General features: G+C 72.3%; 14 protein-coding genes. 6 read left to right on the top strand and 8 right to left on the bottom strand.

The window, feature by feature from the left end; all coding sequences use genetic code 11:
- Window positions 1–3 precede the first annotated feature (3 nt).
- Window positions 4–1,239: a benzoate/H(+) symporter BenE family transporter gene (locus tag AMY39116_RS0317585; RefSeq protein WP_020418945.1), complete on the top strand. Its 1,236-nt coding sequence runs from the start codon at window positions 4–6 to the stop codon at window positions 1,237–1,239.
- Here AMY39116_RS0317585 and AMY39116_RS0317580 read toward each other — a convergent pair.
- Genes AMY39116_RS0317580 through benA form a run of 5 tightly spaced genes read right to left on the bottom strand, consistent with a single transcriptional unit; the run spans window position 1,234 to window position 9,754 of the window.
- The gene (locus AMY39116_RS0317580; protein WP_020418944.1) at window positions 1,234–3,822 is read right to left on the bottom strand and encodes a LuxR family transcriptional regulator; all 2,589 of its coding nucleotides are present in this window, start codon (window positions 3,820–3,822) and stop codon (window positions 1,234–1,236) included. The two genes, AMY39116_RS0317585 and AMY39116_RS0317580, sit on opposite strands and share 6 nt — an antisense overlap.
- 9 nt (window positions 3,823–3,831) lie before the next feature.
- The gene (locus AMY39116_RS0317575; RefSeq protein ID WP_020418943.1) at window positions 3,832–5,142 is read right to left on the bottom strand and encodes an MFS transporter; all 1,311 of its coding nucleotides are present in this window, start codon (window positions 5,140–5,142) and stop codon (window positions 3,832–3,834) included.
- Between the two features lie 58 nt (window positions 5,143–5,200).
- Window positions 5,201–7,891 (bottom strand): benzoate 1,2-dioxygenase electron transfer component BenC, encoded by a 2,691-nt coding sequence (gene benC, locus AMY39116_RS0317570; protein ID WP_020418942.1) that lies wholly within the window; start codon window positions 7,889–7,891, stop codon window positions 5,201–5,203.
- Window positions 7,892–7,901: 10 nt separating this feature from the next.
- Complete coding sequence (benB, locus tag AMY39116_RS0317565) at window positions 7,902–8,408, bottom strand: benzoate 1,2-dioxygenase small subunit (protein WP_020418941.1); 507 nt, start codon at window positions 8,406–8,408, stop codon at window positions 7,902–7,904.
- On the bottom strand, window positions 8,405–9,754 hold the full coding sequence (gene benA, locus AMY39116_RS0317560) for a benzoate 1,2-dioxygenase large subunit (RefSeq protein ID WP_020418940.1): 1,350 nt from the start codon (window positions 9,752–9,754) through the stop codon (window positions 8,405–8,407). Before benA ends, benB begins: the two co-directional genes overlap by 4 nt.
- Before the next feature lie 222 nt (window positions 9,755–9,976).
- Here benA and AMY39116_RS0317555 point away from each other — a divergent pair, with 222 nt between their 5' ends.
- From AMY39116_RS0317555 to catC, 4 genes are read left to right on the top strand one after another with little or no spacing between them, the layout of a single operon-like run.
- Window positions 9,977–10,879, top strand: coding sequence for a LysR substrate-binding domain-containing protein (locus tag AMY39116_RS0317555; protein WP_020418939.1), 903 nt, complete (start codon window positions 9,977–9,979; stop codon window positions 10,877–10,879).
- On the top strand, window positions 10,876–11,979 hold the full coding sequence (locus AMY39116_RS0317550; protein ID WP_020418938.1) for an enolase C-terminal domain-like protein: 1,104 nt from the start codon (window positions 10,876–10,878) through the stop codon (window positions 11,977–11,979). Before AMY39116_RS0317555 ends, AMY39116_RS0317550 begins: the two co-directional genes overlap by 4 nt.
- A 36-nt stretch (window positions 11,980–12,015) precedes the next feature.
- A complete protein-coding gene (gene catA / locus AMY39116_RS0317545) occupies window positions 12,016–12,861 on the top strand; it encodes a catechol 1,2-dioxygenase (protein WP_020418937.1) in 846 nt (281 codons plus the stop codon).
- A 21-nt stretch (window positions 12,862–12,882) separates the two neighbouring features.
- The gene (catC, locus tag AMY39116_RS0317540; RefSeq protein WP_020418936.1) at window positions 12,883–13,164 is read left to right on the top strand and encodes a muconolactone Delta-isomerase; all 282 of its coding nucleotides are present in this window, start codon (window positions 12,883–12,885) and stop codon (window positions 13,162–13,164) included.
- A 24-nt stretch (window positions 13,165–13,188) separates the two neighbouring features.
- Here catC and AMY39116_RS0317535 read toward each other — a convergent pair whose 3' ends face one another.
- The 3 genes from AMY39116_RS0317535 to AMY39116_RS0317520 all read right to left on the bottom strand — a co-directional run bounded on the left by AMY39116_RS0317535 (window position 13,189) and on the right by AMY39116_RS0317520 (window position 16,955).
- Window positions 13,189–14,556, bottom strand: a complete 1,368-nt coding sequence (locus tag AMY39116_RS0317535; protein ID WP_020418935.1) for a M14 family zinc carboxypeptidase — start codon at window positions 14,554–14,556, stop codon at window positions 13,189–13,191.
- A 93-nt stretch (window positions 14,557–14,649) separates the two neighbouring features.
- A complete protein-coding gene (locus tag AMY39116_RS0317530) occupies window positions 14,650–15,414 on the bottom strand; it encodes an SDR family oxidoreductase (protein ID WP_020418934.1) in 765 nt (254 codons plus the stop codon).
- Window positions 15,415–15,959: 545 nt separating this feature from the next.
- Window positions 15,960–16,955 carry a PaaX family transcriptional regulator C-terminal domain-containing protein gene (locus AMY39116_RS0317520; RefSeq protein ID WP_020418932.1) on the bottom strand — a complete coding sequence of 332 codons (996 nt, stop codon included), beginning with the start codon at window positions 16,953–16,955 and terminating at the stop codon, window positions 15,960–15,962.
- Between the two features lie 117 nt (window positions 16,956–17,072).
- Here AMY39116_RS0317520 and AMY39116_RS0317515 point away from each other — a divergent pair, with 117 nt between their 5' ends.
- Window positions 17,073–17,975 carry a transporter substrate-binding domain-containing protein gene (locus tag AMY39116_RS0317515; protein WP_020418931.1) on the top strand — a complete coding sequence of 301 codons (903 nt, stop codon included), beginning with the start codon at window positions 17,073–17,075 and terminating at the stop codon, window positions 17,973–17,975.
- The last annotated feature ends 5 nt before the right edge of the window (window positions 17,976–17,980 follow it).

Below are 17,980 nucleotides of genomic sequence, written 5' to 3'. Positions count from 1 at the left end.
TACATGAGACTCGACGAGGAGATCCGCGCGCCACGGTTCGAGCGTCCGCCGAAACCGGTCGCCGGGCCGCGGCGCGTGCGCCGGGACCTCACCGGCGCCACCCTGACCAACGGCGTGATCGGCCTGGTGTTCTCCGCGACCGGGCCGATCGCGGTCATCCTCGCCGTCGGGGTGCAGGGCGGCCTGACCCCGGCGCAGCTTGCGTCGTGGATCTTCGGGGTGTTCTTCCTCAACGGCATCCTCACGGTGCTCGCGTCGTGGCTGTACCGGCGGCCGCTGGCGTTCTTCTGGACCATCCCCGGCACGGTCGTCGTCGGCGGGTCGCTGACCCACCTGACCTGGCCCGAGGTGCTGGGCGCGTTCGTGGTCACCGCGCTGCTGATCCTGGTGATCGGCCTGACCGGCTGGGTCCGCGCGGTGATGGCCGCGCTGCCGATGCCGATCGTCATGGCCATGGTCGCCGGGGTGTTCCTGAAGTTCGGGCTCGACCTGGTGACCGCACTCGGCGTGGACCCGGTCGTCGCGGTCCCGATGGTCGTGGCGTTCGTGCTGCTCAGCGCCCTGCCCGCGGCCGGGCGACGGCTGCCGCCGATCCTCGGGGCGTTGCTGGCGGGCGCGGTCGCCGTGGCGGTGTCGGGCCGCTTCACCCTCGCCGGTTCCGGCTGGCTCGCCGAGCCGTTGCTGCAGGCGCCCCGGTTCACCTGGCCCGCGCTGCTGGAACTGGTCGTGCCGCTGGCCGTGACGGTCCTGGTGGTGCAGAACGGCCAGGGCGTCGCCGTCCTGAAACAGGCCGGGCACGAGCCGCCCACCAACGTCGTGACCGTCCTGTGTGGACTTTGGTCGCTGCCGGCCGCGGCGGTGGGCGCGGTGTCGACGTGCCTGACCGGGCCGACGAACGCGCTGCTGGTCGCCTCGGGCGAGCGGGACCGCCAGTACACGGCGGCCGTCGTGTGCGGGGCGGGAGCGGTGGTGACCGGCCTGTTCGCGCCGGCCTTCGTGCGCCTGATGCTGGCGACGCCGCCCGCGTTCATCGCGGTCCTGGGCGGGCTGGCGATGCTGCGGGCGCTGCAGAGCGCGTTCGTCACGGCCTTCCGCACCCGCTTCACGCTCGGCGCGCTGGTGGCGTTCCTGGTGACCGTGTCCGGCGTGCAGCCGTTGAACATCAGCTCCGCGTTCTGGGGCCTGGTCGCCGGGCTGGCGGTGTCGTTCCTGCTGGAGCGCGGCGACTTCCGCTCATGACCGCCGCCGGGCGGCCAGCTCCGCGCGCGAGCGGATGCCGAGCTTGGCGTAGATCCGGGTCAGGTGGTACTGCACCGTCTTGGTGGACAGGAACAACTCCGCCGCGACCTCCCGGTTGGACAGTCCGCTCGCGACCAGCTGGGACACCGCCTCCTCCTGCGGGGTCAGCTCGTCGAACCCGCGGCCGCGCGGCACGTGCACGCCACCGGCCTTCAGCTCGCGGTCGCAGCGGGCCACGTACGTCGAGGCGCCCAGCGCGGTGAACGCCTCCCGCGCGGTGCTGATCACCGCGTCGGCCTCGCGGCGCTTGCCGGCCCGGCGCAGGATCTGCCCGTAGGCGAAGTTCACCCGCGCCAGGTCGTAGCGCAACGGCAGGTCCTCCAGCAGTTCCAGCGCCTCGTCGAACGCCGCCCGCGCCCCGTCGACGTCGCCCTGCGTGCCGAGCAGCCGTCCCCGCGCCGCAGCGAGCCGGGCGCGGGCCGAGACGCGCCCGCGTTCCGCGGCGAGGCGTTCGTGCGGCGCCAGGAACGCGTCCGCGTCCGCGGTCTTGCCCTCCAGCACCAGCGCGTGCGCGTACATGTCCGCCCACGGCCACAACCCCGGCTCGTCGATGCTGCCGCCCGCCCACGGCATCGTCAGCGGCCGCAACGCCCGCAGCACCCCGGCCGCGTCCGCACGCGCCTCCGCGACGTGCGCCCGCGCCAGGCAGGACGGCACCCGCATGATCTCGTAGTCCTGCGGCCCGGCGTCGGCGCGGCGCAACGCCTCCTCGGCGCGTTCCCAGTCGCCCCGCAGCGCGTGCACCGCCACCGCCGTCCACGCCAGCAACGGCCCGGCCAGCACGATCCCGGAGCGGTCCAGCAACGGCTCCGCCTCCGCGACCGTGCGCAGCGCGTCGTCCCACTCCCCCGTCAGGAACTGCGCCCGCGCCAGCCAGCCGCGCGCCCACAGGGAAATCCGGGTCGAACCGCCGAGGAACGTCGTGGGCACCGAGATCTCCAGGTCCACCCGCGCCTCGTCGATGGCGTCGACCATGAGGTTCAGCCAGCCGCGGCCCATCTGGATGCGCTGCGCCTGCGCGCCGTGCTGCACGCGTTCGGCCAGCTCCGCGTACCCGGCGAGCGCCTCGTCCGGCCGCCCGCTGCCGGCCAGGCCCAGCCCGCGGATCGCCGCCGCCTCCACCGCCGCCGGGGCGTCGGCGGGCACCAGCGAGATCGCCCGGTCCGCCCACCGCACCAGGTCCTCGGCGCGGCACCGCGACAGCGAATGCAGCACGTAGCGCTGGCAGATCAGCGCCGCGACGTCCGGCTCCCGGCCGGTGTTGACCAGCCCCCAGGCCCGGCCCAGCCGGGTCTCCGCCTCGGCGGCGCGGCCACGCACGATCGCCAGGTAGCCCAGGACGGCGTTGCGCAGCGGCGTTTCCCGCAGGCTCTCCACCTCCGGCACCAGCGCCGCGGCGGCGAAGGCGTCCCCGGCGCCGATCAGCGCGTCCACCGCGCGGGTGAGGCGGCTTTCCCGCTTCAGCCGGTCGTCGGTGAGGCGGCTGGCGTCGGACAGCAGCGAGGCCGCCACGCCCCACGCGCCCTCGGCGGCCCGTTCCGCGGCCAGCTCGTCGAGCCGGTCGGCGACGGCCGCGTCCGGCACCGGGGACGCGGCGACCAGCAGGTGCATGCGGCGGACCGGGTCCTCGATGAGGTCCGCGGCCCGGCGGTGGGCGTCCGCGGCGGCGGCCGGGCCCATCGCGGCGAGCACCGCGGCCCGCACCATCGGGTCCGGCGGCCCGGCCTCGGTGAGGCCGTGCGGGGCGAACTCGGCCAGCCCCGCGGCGCAGGCCTCGTCGAGCAGGGGCAGCACGTCGCCGTCGACCCCGGCCAGCGACGCCGCGTCCCGCACCGCGGTGCCCGGTCCGAGGACCGCGACGGCCTCGACGAGCCGGCGCGCCTCGGGCGAGCAGGACGCCAGACCCTCGCGCACGCGCGCGGCGACGGCGGCGGGCGCGGGCAGGTCCGGGTCGAACCGCGCCCACGTCGACCGCGGCACCTCGGCGAGCAACTGCACGACGTGGCGCGGGATGCCGCCGGTGTGCCGCCAGAGCCGCTCGGCCATCGACGGGTGCAGCAGAATTCCGTGCGCGGCGGCCAGTTCGCCGGTCTCCGGCGCGGTGAGCGGTTCCAGGCGCACCGTCGTGGTGGCGGCCCGGTGCAGCAGTTCGAGCGCCGCCGCGGGCACCCGGTGGTCGCCGCTCACGCAGGTGGCGACGACGAGCAGCCGGGCGTCGCGGTCGTGCCGGACCGTGGAAACCAGTGTGCGCAACGACTCCAGGTCCGCCCACTGCGCATCGTCCACAATCACCACACCATCGGCGCCGCCGAGCTGGGCGAGCACGCCACCGGCGCGGCCGGTCTCCCACGGCGCCCCGGCCGCGCGCCGCACGCCGTCGCAGCGGGCGGCGAACTCGTCGGCCAGCGCCGTCCTCCCCACCCCGGCCGGGCCGGTGACCAGCACGAACGCCGGCGCCGCCACGCTCTCCAGTGCGGCGAGCGCGGCGGCGCGGGCGATCAGCTGCGGGCGACGGTGGACCACATGGTCACTCTAGGCGGGCTCCGGCGCGACGGCGGCCACCGGAACCTCGGCGTGCTGTGCTCGCGGCACGAGCGCGGTGACCAGCGCCGCGGCGAGCGCCACCCCGGCGAAGATGTAGAACGCCGTGGTCCCGCCGAGCCCGGCGCCGACCAGCAGGCCGCCGATCACCGGGCCCACGATCCCGCCGAGCCGCCCGAAGCCCGCGCACCACGCCACGCCCGCGGCCCGCGCCCGCGTCGGGTAGTAGTTGGACACCAGCCCGTAGATCAGCACCTGGGTGCCGATGGTGCCGACCCCGGCCACGGCGACCGCGAGCAGCAGCGCGCCCAGCGGCAGGTCCAGCGGCAGCAGCGCGAGCGTGAGTGCGGCGAGCACGAACGTGGTGACCACGACCCGCTTCGCGCCGGCCCGGTCCGCCCACAGCGAGGCGAGCATGCCGCCGATGATCGCGCCGAGGTTGAGGACCAGCAGGAAGGTCAGCGAGTAGCTCTTGCCGTACCCGTTGTCCGCCATGATCTTCGGCAGCCACGTGTTCAGCCCGTAGGTCAGCAGCAGCCCGGCGAAGCTCATCAGCCCGAGCAGCGCGGTCGGCCAGGCCAGCGCGCGGGTCGCCAGCGCCGGGAAGCCCACGCGGTCGGTCACCGGCGGCTCGGCGACCAACGGCACACCGGTCCGCTCCGACACCGCCCGCGCCTCGTCCACCCGGCCGCGGGCGGCGAGCCACTTCGCCGACTCCGGCAGCTTGACGACAGCCAGCGGCAGGACCAGCACGATCGGCAGCGCGCCGACCCAGAACAGCCCGCGCCAGCCGACGGCGTCGGCCAGCACGATCGCCAGCAGCGACGCGAGCACACCACCGGCGGGGACTCCGCTGTAGACGATCGCATTGAGACGGTTGCGCCGCCCGGCGGGCGCGAATTCGGCCACCAGCGCGCCGACGGTCGCCACCAGTGCGCCGACGCCGATGCCGGTGAAGAACCGGCCGAAGCCGAAGGCGGTGACGTTCTGGGTCAGGGCGGTCAGCCCCATGCCGATCGAGAACCAGGCCAGGTTGACCAGCATGATCTTGCGTCGGCCGATCCAGTCGCCGAGGCTGCCCGCGGCCAGCGCCCCGACGAGCACGCCGATCAGGGCGTAGCTGCCCAGGGCCCCGGCCTGGCCCGCGCTGATGTGGCCGAGTTGGGAGGGATCGGCGAGCAGGGTGGGCAGGACGGTGCCGTAGACGACCAGGTCGTACCCGTCGAAGACGAGGGCGATCGTCGACAGGGCGACCACCCAGGACACGGTGCGCCGGCGCTTCGTTGCGTCGGTGTCGGACATGATGGCTCCCGGTGTGGGGTGGGGAGGGCAACGGCGGCCCCGGGCGGGGCGGCCGGGTTCAGCCGAGGTCGCCCCCGGCCACCGGCAGGACGGTGCCGGTGATGTAGGAGGCCTCGTCGGAGGCCAGGAACGTGATCGCGGCGGCCTGCTCGTCGAGCGTGCCGTAGCGCTTCATCAGCGAGGAGTTCACGGTCTGGTCGATGTGCGCCTGGAACCAGGCGCGCTCCTGCTCGGTCTCCAGCGCCGACCCGCCGCGGCTGATGCGGCGCGGCGGCGCCTCGGTGCCGCCGGGCGCGGTCGCGACCACCCGGATCCCGGCGTCGGCGTACTCCAGCGCGAGCGAGGCCGTGATGGCGTTGATGCCGCCCTTGGCCGCCGAGTACGGGATGCGGTGGATGCCGCGGGTGGCGGCCGAGGAGACGTTGACGATCACGCCCTGCCCCCGCGCGGCCATCGACGGCAACGCGGCCCGGCACGAGTACAGGGTCGTCATCAGCGACCGGCGGATCTCGGCGTCGATCTGGTCCGGGGTGAACTCGGTGAACGGCTTGAACCAGATCGCACCGCCGACGTTGTTGACCAGCACGTCGATGCGCCCGTACCGGGCCAGCGCCGCCTCGGCCACCGCCTGCGCGCCCGCCCAGGTCTCCAGGTCGGACAGCACCGGCAGCGCCTCGCCCGTCAGCTCGTCCGCCACGTCCTTCACCAGGTCGGCGCGGTCGGCGAGGACGACCGTGCCGCCCTCCGCGCTGATCCGCCGCGCCACCCGCTCCCCGATGCCCTGCGCGGCGCCGGTGACCACGACGACCTTGCCGTCGAACCGGCCGGGGCTGACGAACCGCGGCCGCCGCGCGGCCTTCTTGTCGTCCATCGCGCGGCGCATGGTGGTCTTCGAGCGTTCGGCGTGCTCGGCGACCAGGCGGCGCGCGGCAGTCCGGTCCCCCGCCTCGAACGCGGCCACGATGTCCAGGTGATCCTGCGTGCAACGGGGGTGGCACCAGGTGGCGTCGCGCAGGGTTTCGGTCATGTGCCCCTTGACGCCGAGGGCGTGGTAGGCCTGCAGGAGGTGCTCGTTGCCGGTCAGGGTGAACAGGTAGTCGTGGAAGGCCGCGTTGGTTTCGGTGTAGGCGGCGGCGTCGAGGAACCGGTCACCGTCCACATAGGGCACAGTGGCCTCGGCGAGCAGGCGGTACCCGGCCAGCTGCTGCGAGGACAGGCGACCGATCGTGAGCTCCACCGCGCCCAGCTCCAGGGCCTGGCGCGCCTCGAACACGGCGTCCGACTCGTGCACCGACGGGTGCTCCTCGCCGATCTCGTACCGCGCGGGTTCGGTGAGCGGGGCGATTTCGGCCTGCGGCAGCATCTCCTGCCCGGCGATGGCGCGGGAGGCCGTTGGCCGCACTGGCTCACCGGGGTCGAGCGTGCCGCCGGTGCCGCCGGGCCAGATGACCTGCCCGGCGATGGCCCGCCGGGCCTGGCCTTCGTCGGGGATCGCGCCGCCGCGCAGCGGCGCGAGCTCGGCGCGCGGGAAGATCGCCTGCCCGGCGACGGTCCGGCTCGCCCCCGCGCGCTCCGGCGAAGGGGACGCGGATACCGGAACGGCGGGGGCTTCCGGCGCCGGGGGCGCCGGGGTCTGGACGGCGGCGGTGCGTGGCGGGGCGGTGGCCGCAGTCACGGCAGCGGCCGGTGCGGCGCCCGCCACGTCGGCACCACCCACCGGGGCGGCCGTCGTCTCCCCCGCGGGGGCGGAGAGCGCGAACTTCTCGTAGTAGAAGCCCGTCGGCTGCACACCGGCGTCGGTGAAGTGCTTGCGCACCGCCTCGACCATCGGCGGCGGGCCGCACAGGTACACGGCGACGTCGCCGCCGTGCAGGTGCTCGTCGCGGATCAGGCTGGTCGCATAACCCTTGTTCGGGGCGCTGGAGTCCGGGTCGGCGACGCAGTAGTCCCACGTCAGCCCCTCCACCTCGGCGGCCAGCGAGGCGAGCGTGTCCAGCTCGACCAGGTCGTCGTCGGTGCTGACGCCGTACACCAGGTGCGCCGGGCGCGACGATCCGCAGGCCCGCATCGCCCGCAGGATCGACAGGATCGGCGCCAGCCCGGTGCCGCCGGCCAGCAGCAGCACCGGACGGCCGGTCTCGCGCAGGAAGAAGCTGCCGTTCGGGCCGGTGAAGCGCAGCTCGTCGCCGGGTGCGGCCCGCTCGGTCAGGTAGTCCGACATGACGCCGCCCGGCGTGAGCTTCACCAGGAACGTCAGCTCCTTGTCGTCCGGCGCGTTGCTGAACGAGTACGAGCGCGTCTGGCCCGTGCCGGGGACCTCGATGTTGACGTACTGGCCGGGCAGGAACGCGAGCTTGTCGCGGTCCGGCGTCTCCAGCGTGAGCGCGACCGTGGTGGGCGACAAGCGATCCAGCGCGGTCAGCGTCGCCGGGTAGGTCGCCGCCTGGGTTTTCGCGACCGCGGACGTGCTGGCGATCTGCAGCACCAGGTCGGAGCGCGGCTTCATGCTGCACGGCAGCACGTAACCCCGGGAAGCTTCGTCCGGGGACAACGCGTCGTCGATGTAGGTGCCGCCGTCGTAGTCACCGGACTCGCAGAACGCCTTGCACGTGCCGCACGCCCCGTCGCGGCAGTCCAGCGGGATGTTGATGCGCTGCCGGTAGGACGCGTCGGCGACGGTTTGGTCCGGCTCGCACTGGATGAAGCGGGTGACACCGTCCTCGAAGGACAGTGCGACCTGGAAAGCCATGACGCCTCCCTCAGATGTGGTAGACGTCGACGACGTGGTGGATGTAGTCGTTCTTCAAGATCACGGTCTTGCGGCGGATCAGGGGTGACTCGCCGGAGAAGTCGATCGTGTAGAACGACGTGCCGTAGTACGGGTCGACGGTCTTGTAGCGGAAGTACATGGTGTGCCAGTTGAACCGCACGTCCACGATGTCGCCGCGGCGCTCGATCAGCTCCACGTTCGTGATGTTGTGGCTGGTGCGCGGCTCCGGGATCGACGTGGCGCTGGAGCGCTCGGTGCGGATCCGGAACACCCGGTCCTCCAGCCCGCCCTTGTTCGGGTAGTAGATGAGCGAGATCTGGCTCTGCGGGTCCTCGGTCAGCAGGTCGTCGTCGCCCCAGGAGGGCATCCAGAACACCACGTCGTCGGCGTAGCAGTCGAGCCACTTCTCGAACTCGCGGTCGTCGAGGTAACGCGCCTCGCGGTAGAGGAACTGCTCGATGTCGGTCTGCGTGATGGTCTTGGTCGCGCTGGTCATTCCGCCGCTCCGATCGCCTTGCGGAGGGTGTCCCGCCAGTAGCCGTGCTGCACCGGGTACAGGCCCTCGTCCTCGTTCTTCCGCCCCGCCGAGATGACGCCCTTCATGTCCAGCGCCAGCGCGACCTCGTCCGGGCCGGTGAGCCAGTGCTCGGCGCCGCGGCTCATGTCGTTCCACGGCGCGGCGGTGGCGCGGAAGGTGAGCTGGCAGGAGCGGAACTCCTCCAGGTCGTCCGGGGTGGCCATGCCGGAGGCGTTGAAGAAGTCCTCGTACTGCCGGATCCGCCAGGCGCGGGCCTGCGCGCTCTCCCCCTTCGGGGCGATGCAGTAGATCGTCACCTCGGTCTTGTCCGGCGCGATCGGCCGGAAGTGCCGGATCTGGGTGGAGAACTGGTCCATCAGGTACACGTTGGGGTACAGGCACAGGTTGCGCGACCCCTTGACCATGAACTCGCCCTTGGCGTCGCCGAACTGTTCCTTCAGCTCGTCCATCCGGCTCCACAGTGGACGGTCCTGCGGGTTGGCCGCCCACGTCCACAGGCACAGGTGCCCGTGCGGGAACGACCAGTAGCCGCCGCCGGACTTGCCCCAGCTGCCCGCGTCGAGGGTCTTGGTGTCGTTCTTGGACTCGCCGGTGTTGCGCCGGGCGGTGGTGGCCGCGTAGTTCCAGTGCGTCGCGGTGACGTGGTAGCCGTCCGCGCCGTTCTCGGCCTGCACCTTCCAGTTGCCGTCGTAGGTGTAGGTGGACGAGCCGCGCAGCACCTCCAGCCCCTCCGGGGACTGGTCCACCAGCATGTCGATGATCTTCGTGGTGTCGCCGAGGTGCTCCTCCAGCGGCAGCACGTCGGCGTTGAGGCTGCCGAACAGGAACCCGCGGTAGCTGTCGAACCGGGCGACACGGGTCATGTCGTGCGAGCCGCCGGTGTTGAACGAGGGCGGGTAGCCGGCGCCGTCGGGGTCCTTGACCTTGAGCAGCTTGCCGTCGTTGCGGAAGGTCCAGCCGTGGAACGGGCAGGTCAGGGTCATCCGGTTGTCGGTCTTGCGGCGGCAGACCATCGCGCCCCGGTGCGCGCACGCGTTGATCAGGCAGTGCAGCTCGCCGCCGGAGTCACGCGTGATCACCACCGGCTGGCGTCCGATGTAGGTGGTGAAGTAGTCACCCGGGTTCGGGACCTGGCTCTCGTGCGCCAGGTAGATCCAGTTGCCCTCGAAGATGTGCTTCATCTCGAGTTCGAAGATCTCCTCGTCGGTGAAGATCCGGCGGTTCGCCCGGTAGATCCCGGCGTCGCGGTCCTCCACGACGGCGTCGGCGAGCACCTCCGACACGTGGTCCAGGGTCTCGGTCATGGAAACCTCCAACGGCCTCAGCGGCACTGCTCGGCTTCGGTGTTCCCCTGACCTTGACAAGTGGTGGCCCCAGTCACACCGGGCGATTACCTAGTCCTGACCCAGGGTGCTATTAATCGACAGCATCGATCAATCAAGACTGAATCGCTCCTTGTCTTGACTCAATATCCGTACCTACGGTGAATGAATCCACGACGACGAGGAGCGGGAAGGAGGCCGGCGATGGAGCTGCGTCACCTGCGGTACTTCACCGCCGTCGCCGAAACCTGCCACTTCGGGAAGGCCGCCGAGCGCCTGCACATGGCGCAGCCGGCCCTGTCGCACGCCATCCGGCAGCTGGAGGCCGAACTGGGCGCGCCCCTGTTCACGCGCACGACCCGGCAGGTGCGGCTCACCCCGGCGGGTGAGTTCCTGCTGGGTGAGGCGCAGCGGGTGCTGGACACGGTCGAGGACAGCGTCCGCGGGGTGCGCCGCATCGCCGACGGCCGCCTCGGCCTGGTGCGGGTCGGGTTCACCGGCACCTCGGCCTTCTCGCACCTGCCGCGCATCGCCCGCGCGGTCAAGCGGGACCTGCCCGGCGTCGCCGTCGAGGTGCACGCCGACCTGCTCACCCCGGCCCAGTGCGACGGGCTGCGCAACGGCGACCTGGACCTCGCCGTCCTGCGCCCGCCCGCGCAGGGCGAGGACATCGACCTGCACACGCTGGAGGTCGAGCCGCTGATCCTCGCCGTGCCCGCCGACCACCGGCTCGCGGTCGAGCCCGTCGTGTCGGTGGCCGACCTGCGCACCGAGGGGTTCATCAGCTACGCGGCCAAGGATTCCGTGGTCAACGACGCCGTCATGCGCAGCTGCCAGGCCGCCGGGTTCAGCCCGCACCGCGAGCACGAGGCGGCCGGCACGGCGGTGCTGCTCGCGCTGGTGGCCGGTGGGCTCGGCATCGCGGTGCTGCCCGCGTCGGCCCGCGCGCTGCCGCTGGCCGGGGTCGTGTTCCGCGACCTCGCCGACGCCGGCACCGTCGAGCTCGCGCTCGCCTGGCGCCGCGACAACGACTCCCCGCTCGTCCGGTCGGTCCTCGAGGTGCTCGAGGCCGCACTCGCCCCCCAACCACACGAGGTCAGCCGATGAAGATCACGCGGGTGGAGGCGATCCCGTTCGCCATCCCGTACCGCAAACCGCTCAAGTTCGCCTCCGGCGAGGTGCACGTGGCCGAGCACGTGCTGGTGCGGGTGCACACCGACGACGGGATCGTCGGCGTCGCGGAGGCGCCGCCCCGGCCGTTCACCTACGGCGAGACGCAGGCCGGGATCATCGCGGTGATCGAGAAGATCTTCGCACCGCAGGTGGTCGGCCTGACCCTGCTCGAACGCGAGACGATGGCCTCCCGGCTGGCCCGCACCGTCGGTAACCCGGCCGCGAAGGCCGCCATCGACATGGCGGTGTGGGACGCGCTGGGCCGCACGCTGGACGTGCAGGTCACCGAGCTGCTCGGCGGCTACACCGACCGGATGCGCGTGTCGCACATGCTCGGGTTCGACGAGCCGGCCGCGATGGTCGCCGAGGCGCAGCGCATGCGCGACGAGCACGGCATCACCACGTTCAAGGTCAAGGTCGGGCGGCGCCCGGTCGCGCTGGACACCGCCGTCGTGCGGGCCCTGCGCGAGGGCATGGGCGACGACGTGGAGCTGTACGTCGACGGCAACCGGGGCTGGACCGCCTCGGAGTCGGCGATGGCGATGAAGGAGATGACCGACCTCGGCCTGCTGTTCGCCGAGGAGCTGTGCCCGGCCGACGACGTGCTGGGCAGGCGCTGGCTGGTGTCACAGCTGGACGTGCCGTTCATCGCCGACGAGTCGGCCGTCACCCCGGCCGACGTGACCCGCGAGATCCTGGCCGGCTCGGCCACCGCGATCAGCATCAAGACCGCGCGGACCGGTTTCACCCACTCGCAGCGCGTGCACCACCTCGCCGAGGGGCTCGGGCTGGAAGTCGTGATGGGCAACCAGATCGACGGCCAGATCGGTTCCGCGTGCACTGTCGCGTTCGGAGCGTCCTACGCGCTCACGTCGCGGCGGGCCGGGGAGCTGTCCAACTTCCTCGACATGAGCGACGACCTGCTCACCGAACCGCTGGAGATCCACGACGGCGAGCTGCACATCCGTCCCGGCGCCGGGCTCGGGATCGAGATCGACCCGGCCAAGCTCGACCGCTACCGCCAGGACCGCTGAAACTCCCCCGGATATCAAGGAATCAAGGAGGATCCCATGACCGCCACCCACCACGCTCCCGCGGCCGCCGAGTCCGGCGCCAGTGCCACGGCCCGGTTCAAGAGCGACAAGTTCGCCGCCGTCGCCGACACCCCGAAGGAGCGGGTGTCGCTGCTGGCCCGCGAGGTGCTCTCGGCCGTGCACGAGACCATCCGCAAGCACAAGGTCACCTACGACGAGTACAACGCGCTGAAGGCGTGGCTGATCCAGGTCGGCGAGGACGGCGAGTGGCCGCTGTTCCTGGACGTGTGGGTCGAGCACGTGGTCGAGGAGGTCGCCACCTCGCACCGCAAGGGCAACAAGGGCACCATCGAGGGCCCGTACTACGTGCCCGGCGCGCCGGAGCAGGGCTCGCGCGGGTCGGTGCCGATGCGTGAGGGCGAGGGCGGCACGCCGCTGGTGTGGACGGGCCGCGTGACCTCCGTCGACGGCACCCCGCTGAAGGACGCGAAGGTCGAGCTGTGGCACGCCGACGCCGACGGCCTGTACTCGCAGTTCGCGCCCGGCATCCCGGAGTGGAACCTGCGCGGCACCTTCTCGGTCGAGGAGGACGGCTCGTTCGAGATCCACACCGTGCGGCCCGCGCCGTACCAGATCCCGACCGACGGCGCGTGCGGCAAGCTGATCGCGGCGGCCGGCTGGCACGCCTGGCGCCCGGCGCACCTGCACGTCAAGGTGTCCGCCCCGGGCCACGAGCTGCTGACCGCGCAGCTGTACTTCCCCGGCGACGAGCACAACGACGACGACATCGCCTCGGCGGTCAAGCCGGAACTGGTCCTGGACCCGAAGCCGTCCGACGGCGGCGAGACGGTGACCTACGACTTCGTGCTCGACCCGGCTTGATTCTTACTGGAGGACTCACCCATGTTGTTCCACGTCCGGATGGATGTGCGGCTGCCGTCCGATATGGACCCGTCGGTGCGGGCCGACATCGTGGCCCGGGAGAAGGCGTACAGCCAGAAGCTGCAACGGGAGGGGAAGTGGCCGCACCTGTGGCGCATCGTGGGTGAGTACTCGAACATCTCGATCTTCGACGTGGAGTCGAACGATGAACTGCACGAGTTGCTGTCGGGGTTGCCGTTGTTCCCGTACATGGACATTCGTGTGATGGCGTTGGCTACGCATCCGTCGAAGGTCCAGGACTGACCGTCACGCCCGGTGGGGCGCTCGTCAGCGCCCCACCACGTGTTCCGCCGCCGCGAGCACCGCTCCGTACTGCGTCGCCACCAGCTGCCGGATCGGGATCGTCCGGTACTCGCCGAGCAGCGCGTCTCCGGCGACCCACTCCGCGTGCCTCGCCGCGACCCGCTCCCTGGCCGCCCGCACCGCCGGCCGCGTGTTGCCCACCGCCAGCTCACCGTCCAGGGCCCGCAACAGAATTCCGCCGTAGCGCAACCGGAAACTGTGCGTCGCCTCGGCGAGGGACGACACCTCGGCCACCGTGGCCGGCCGGTCGGCCTCCGGGTAGGTGCTGCGCGAACGCGCGCTGCGCGCTGCCGACGCCATCATCGTCGCGAAAGACCGGCTCGCCCGCCAGAACGGCGACTCCGGCACCATCAGCGCCCCGGACACCGCCTCGATCGTGTCCGCCATCAGCGACGACAGGTCCGCCAGCGCCCGGGCGTGCGCGGCCAGCGCCGACGCGTACCCGGTGCCCGCCGGGCCGTCGTCGTCCGCCGTGTCGGACGTCCAGTACGGCAGCTCGGTGACCAGCGTGAGCGCGCCGTACCGGCCGGCGTACGACGCCGTGTTGTCGCCCGCCGAACTCGTCCACGGCTCGCCGAGCCCGGTCACGTAGTCGTAGGCCCGGCTGATCGACGTGCCCTGGAAGATCGCGTCGTCGAGCCGCGTGATGTAGGGCGCCTCCGGCTCACCGCGGTCCAACGGCAGCCCGACGTGCGCGGGCAGCGCCTGCAGCGCCCGGTGCAGCGGCGGCTCGGCGCGGTTGAGGTAGTAGTAGACGCCGCCCAGCTCGCTGTTGTGCAGCGAGCACACCAGATCCGGCCGGTCCGAATCGATGAGCCGCATCAGCGCCTGCGTCTCCGGCAACGCCGCGTCGAAGTAGGCGTCCTTGTAGTCCAGCGGGAACGTCCACTCCACCTGGTCCGGCCCGGCAGGCCGGTAGAAGTGCCGCGCGTAGTGCTCCCGCGTGAACGGGCCGGCCAGCCAGCCCTCGTTGAGTCGCAGCCCGTCCGGGTCGATGCACGCGATGATCCGCCACCGGTGCCGCAGCCGCGCCCGCAGCCCTGGGTCGGCGCACAACCGCGCGGCCAGGTGCAGCGCGGTGAGCCCGCCGATCGGCTCGTTGGGGTGCGGCAGCCCGAACACCAGCGCCGTCGGATCACCGGGCTCGCCGTCGATCGTCAGGCACAGCAGCGGCTCGCCGTGCCGGGAGGTGCCGACCCGCTGCAACGTCGTGATCTCCGGGTATCCCGCCGCCAGCGTGCGCAACCCGCGTTCCAGTTCGTCGACGCCCGCGAACGCCGGGTAGTCCCCTACTTCGTCGATCTCCTTGACCAGCCATTCCGGCAGCGCCACGGGCCCCCTCCTCGTCCGTCGTTCCGTGCTCGGTCCAGTTCACCCGAATGTGTCGCGGCGGGCGAGGGCCGACCAGGCGAAACGAGTGGAGCGTCACGTGGTTCCGAGGTCGCCGGCCACCTGGTCCAGCTTCGCGCGGATGCGGGCGACCGCGTCCGCGCCGAGCGGGAGCCGCAACGGCGCGTCCGCGGCCCCGGCCACCGCGACGATCGCCGCCGCCGCGTCGGCCGGGTCGCCCGGCGGGTCACCGTCGTCGTCGGTGTAGTCGGGTGCGGCGTACGCGTCGATCTTCTGCGCGACCTGGGCCGACGCGCCGCTGAAACCCGTGCCGAACACCCCCGGCTCGACAATCGTCACCCGCACCCCGAACGGCGCCAGCTCTTCGCGCAGAGCTTCGTGCAGCGCCTCGACGGCGAACTTGCTCGCCGCGTACACCCCGAACCCGGCGCCGGCCGAGAAGCCGCCCATCGAGCTGATCGCCAGCAGGTGCCCGCTCCGCTGGGCACGCATCACCGGCAGCACGGCGCGGGTCACCGCCAGCACCCCGAACACGTTGGTGTCGAACAGGGTTCGCGCTTCCGCCGGTGACGTCTCCTCCACCGCGCCGAACAACCCGCGGCCCGCGTTGTTCACCAGGACGTCGATGCGGCCGAACCGCTCGACGGCGCGCTCGGCCGCCGCGGGGGCCGCCTCCTCGTCGGTGACGTCCAGCGGCAGCACGAGCAACCGCTCCCCGGTGAGCCCGACGCGCTCCGGACGCCGTGCCGTGGCGACCACGGCGTCCCCCGCGGCGAGCGCCTGCCGGGCGATCGCGGTGCCGAAACCACCGGACGCGCCCGTGATCAGCCAGGTCTTCATGGTACCCCCAGAAAGTAGACTGAGTTGATTTCTCGCCTCAGTATACCTTTGGCTCTCCCCTGCTCGACGATGAGCTTGCTGGCCAGCCCGAGCCGGACCGACCGGGACGGTGCCGGTGACCAGGTTGGTGGCGGCGGCGTCCACGACGGTCACGGCGTCGGCCCCGTTGGCGGTCACGAGCAGGGGTGAGCGCGTGATCACCGTGACCGTGTTGTCGCTGTAGTTGGCGTCAGGTTGCGCGAACCGGTGTTCGTGACGAACACCTTGATCCGCGGCGGGTACGCCACCGCGGGCACGGCGCGGCTGCGAGCAGAATCGCCGAGCAGGCGACGGCAACGGTTCGTGACCACCTGGGCACGGGGTCTCTCCCTCGAGATGTGCAGCACCGGATCGGACGCCGCCCGCGCCGCACCTCGCCGGGAGTGGACGCGCGGGTGGCGGCGCCGCGCACCGAGCACGGCATCGGAGCGGCTGCGTCGCGGCCCGCCACCGAACCCACACCAAATCGGCTGCCACGACCCCGCCGGGCGCGCAACCAACCCCACCTAGCCCCGCTCCGCCTCCGCGATGCGTCGCGCGGCGGCCGCCTGCTCGAACGGCGTGTCACCGTGCGCACGGCGGTCCCCGAGGGTGGCGAACAGCTCCGCGACCGTCGCCGAGTCGTGGTGCGACGCGTGTTCGGCCAGGTCCGGCGCCACCGACCCGAGGATCTGCCGGAACCGGATCTCCGCGAGCGGGCCGAGCCGGTCGTAGATCTGCACGAACACCCGCTGCGCCCGCGCCCGGTCCCAGCCCGCCGGCAGCAGTTCGGCGGGCAGGTCCGGGTCCGTCTCCGGGAAGTGCCGCCAGTCCACGCGCAGCTCGGTCCGCATCCGCAGCGCCTGCTTCGGCCCGATGAGCCCGTCGTCGAGGCTCTGCAGCATCGGCTCGTACCGGTCGGCGAACTCGCGGTACTCCTTCGCCAGCGGCTCCAGGTCGAACGCGGCGACCGGGCTGACCGGCCCGCCCGGCACCTCGGTCGACCGCAGCACGGTCGCTGTCGTGATCCCAAGCTCGCGCAGCACCTCCAGGGCCTGTCCGCCCAGGTCGTGCGGCGACACCCACACCCCGTCGTACAGCGCGGCGAAGCGCAGGACCCGCAGCCGTGAGCGCAGGTTGTTGCGCAGCGTCCGGTCCTGTTCGGGGACGGAGAACGCGACGACCGTCCAGCGGCCGTCCCACTTCGGGGCGGTCGAGCCGAACGTCAGCATGCGGTGCGTGCGCTCGACGATCACCTCTGACGTGCGCGGCGGGATCCCGTACGCGGTCGTCCGGCCCTGCCGGGACGCCGTGAGCAGCCCGCGCGCCGCGAGCCGCCGCATCGCCGCGCGGGCGCCGTCGGCCGTGACGTCGAAGTCCGCCAGCAGCCGGACCAGCGCGGTCGCGGGCACGTGCTCGTCCCGCCAGTACCAGAAGTCACCCAGCAGCGACGTGAGCAGCAGCTGGGGTTCGGCGCCGTTCTGCGGGCGGGGCAACGCGTCCCCCGGTTTCTTCGCGGTCACCGGCCCAGTCTCGCACAGGTCTTGAAATAGGCGACAGCTCGTGCGACGCTCGTCCTCAACTTCGACAGCAACCCTCTCCGATCGCCTGGCAAGGCCCAACGCAGGGAGAAACACGCCATGCGCCTCACCCTCCGCCGTCCCCTCGTCCTCGCGGTGGCCGCCGTCCTGGCCGTCACCGGCTGCGGCCAGGCCTCGTCCGGCTCGGGTCCCGGCCCGGGCGCCGCCACCGTGCCAGCCCTGCACGACGCCCTGCCGCAGCAGGTCAAGGACTCCGGCGTGATCAGATTCGCCGGGGACTCGCACCCGCCGTACCGGACCGTCGGCGCCGACGGCACCAGTGTCACCGGCATCGACAAGGATTTCCAGGACGCGCTCGGCCGGGTCCTCGGCGTCCGCACGCAGACCGTGGTGGTCAGCAACCTCCCGGCCGCCCTGCAGGGCATGCTCAGCGGCCGCTACGAGGCCTTCAACGGCCCGGTCAAGGCCACCGCCGAACGCGAGCAGCAGTTCGACTCGATCACCTGGATGACCACCCGCACCTCCTACGTCGTGCCCGCGGGCTCCACCGCCGGCATCAAGACGGTGGACGACCTGTGCGGCAAGCGGGTCGCGGTGGTCAGCGCGAGCATCGTCGAGGAGCAGCTGAACAAGCTCTCCCAGTACTGCACCGGCGCCGGGCGCGCGCCCACCACCACGATCGGCCTGGCCGACACCAACGCGACGATGCTGGCCGCCCAGTCCGGCCGCGCGGACGCCGCCGGGATGACCCAGGCCGCGGCCATCGACGTCACCACCGCGCAGAAGGGCGCCTTCACCTACGTCACGCAGACCGAGGCGCAGGGCGCGACCGCCGACAACCTCGCGCTGCTCGTGCCGAAGACCAACGGCCTCGGCCCGGTGCTGCGCGACGCGTTCCAGGCCCTGTTCGACAGCGGTGAGTACCGCCAGATCATGCAGAAGTGGGGACTGACCGACGTGACGGTCGAGAAACCGCTGCTCAACGTCGCCACGTCCCGCTGACCACG

It is taken from the genome of Amycolatopsis sp. ATCC 39116, assembly GCF_000231075.2.
GTDB lineage: Bacteria > Actinomycetota > Actinomycetes > Mycobacteriales > Pseudonocardiaceae > Amycolatopsis_E > Amycolatopsis_E tucumanensis.
The sequence above is the reverse complement of the archived record's forward strand: the minus strand, read 5'-3'. Positions and strand labels throughout refer to the sequence as shown.

Excerpts from the sequence above, each read along its gene's own strand:
- AMY39116_RS0317585 (WP_020418945.1), top strand. The coding sequence starts at position 4 with ATGAGACTCGACGAGGAGATCCGCGCGCCACGGTTCGAGCGTCCGCCG.
- AMY39116_RS0317575 (WP_020418943.1), bottom strand. The coding sequence starts at position 5,142 with ATGTCCGACACCGACGCAACGAAGCGCCGGCGCACCGTGTCCTGGGTG.
- benC (WP_020418942.1), bottom strand. The coding sequence starts at position 7,891 with ATGGCTTTCCAGGTCGCACTGTCCTTCGAGGACGGTGTCACCCGCTTC.
- benB (WP_020418941.1), bottom strand. The coding sequence starts at position 8,408 with ATGACCAGCGCGACCAAGACCATCACGCAGACCGACATCGAGCAGTTC.
- benA (WP_020418940.1), bottom strand. The coding sequence starts at position 9,754 with ATGACCGAGACCCTGGACCACGTGTCGGAGGTGCTCGCCGACGCCGTC.
- AMY39116_RS0317555 (WP_020418939.1), top strand. The coding sequence starts at position 9,977 with ATGGAGCTGCGTCACCTGCGGTACTTCACCGCCGTCGCCGAAACCTGC.
- AMY39116_RS0317550 (WP_020418938.1), top strand. The coding sequence starts at position 10,876 with ATGAAGATCACGCGGGTGGAGGCGATCCCGTTCGCCATCCCGTACCGC.
- catA (WP_020418937.1), top strand. The coding sequence starts at position 12,016 with ATGACCGCCACCCACCACGCTCCCGCGGCCGCCGAGTCCGGCGCCAGT.
- catC (WP_020418936.1), top strand. The coding sequence starts at position 12,883 with ATGTTGTTCCACGTCCGGATGGATGTGCGGCTGCCGTCCGATATGGAC.
- AMY39116_RS0317530 (WP_020418934.1), bottom strand. The coding sequence starts at position 15,414 with ATGAAGACCTGGCTGATCACGGGCGCGTCCGGTGGTTTCGGCACCGCG.
- AMY39116_RS0317515 (WP_020418931.1), top strand. The coding sequence starts at position 17,073 with ATGCGCCTCACCCTCCGCCGTCCCCTCGTCCTCGCGGTGGCCGCCGTC.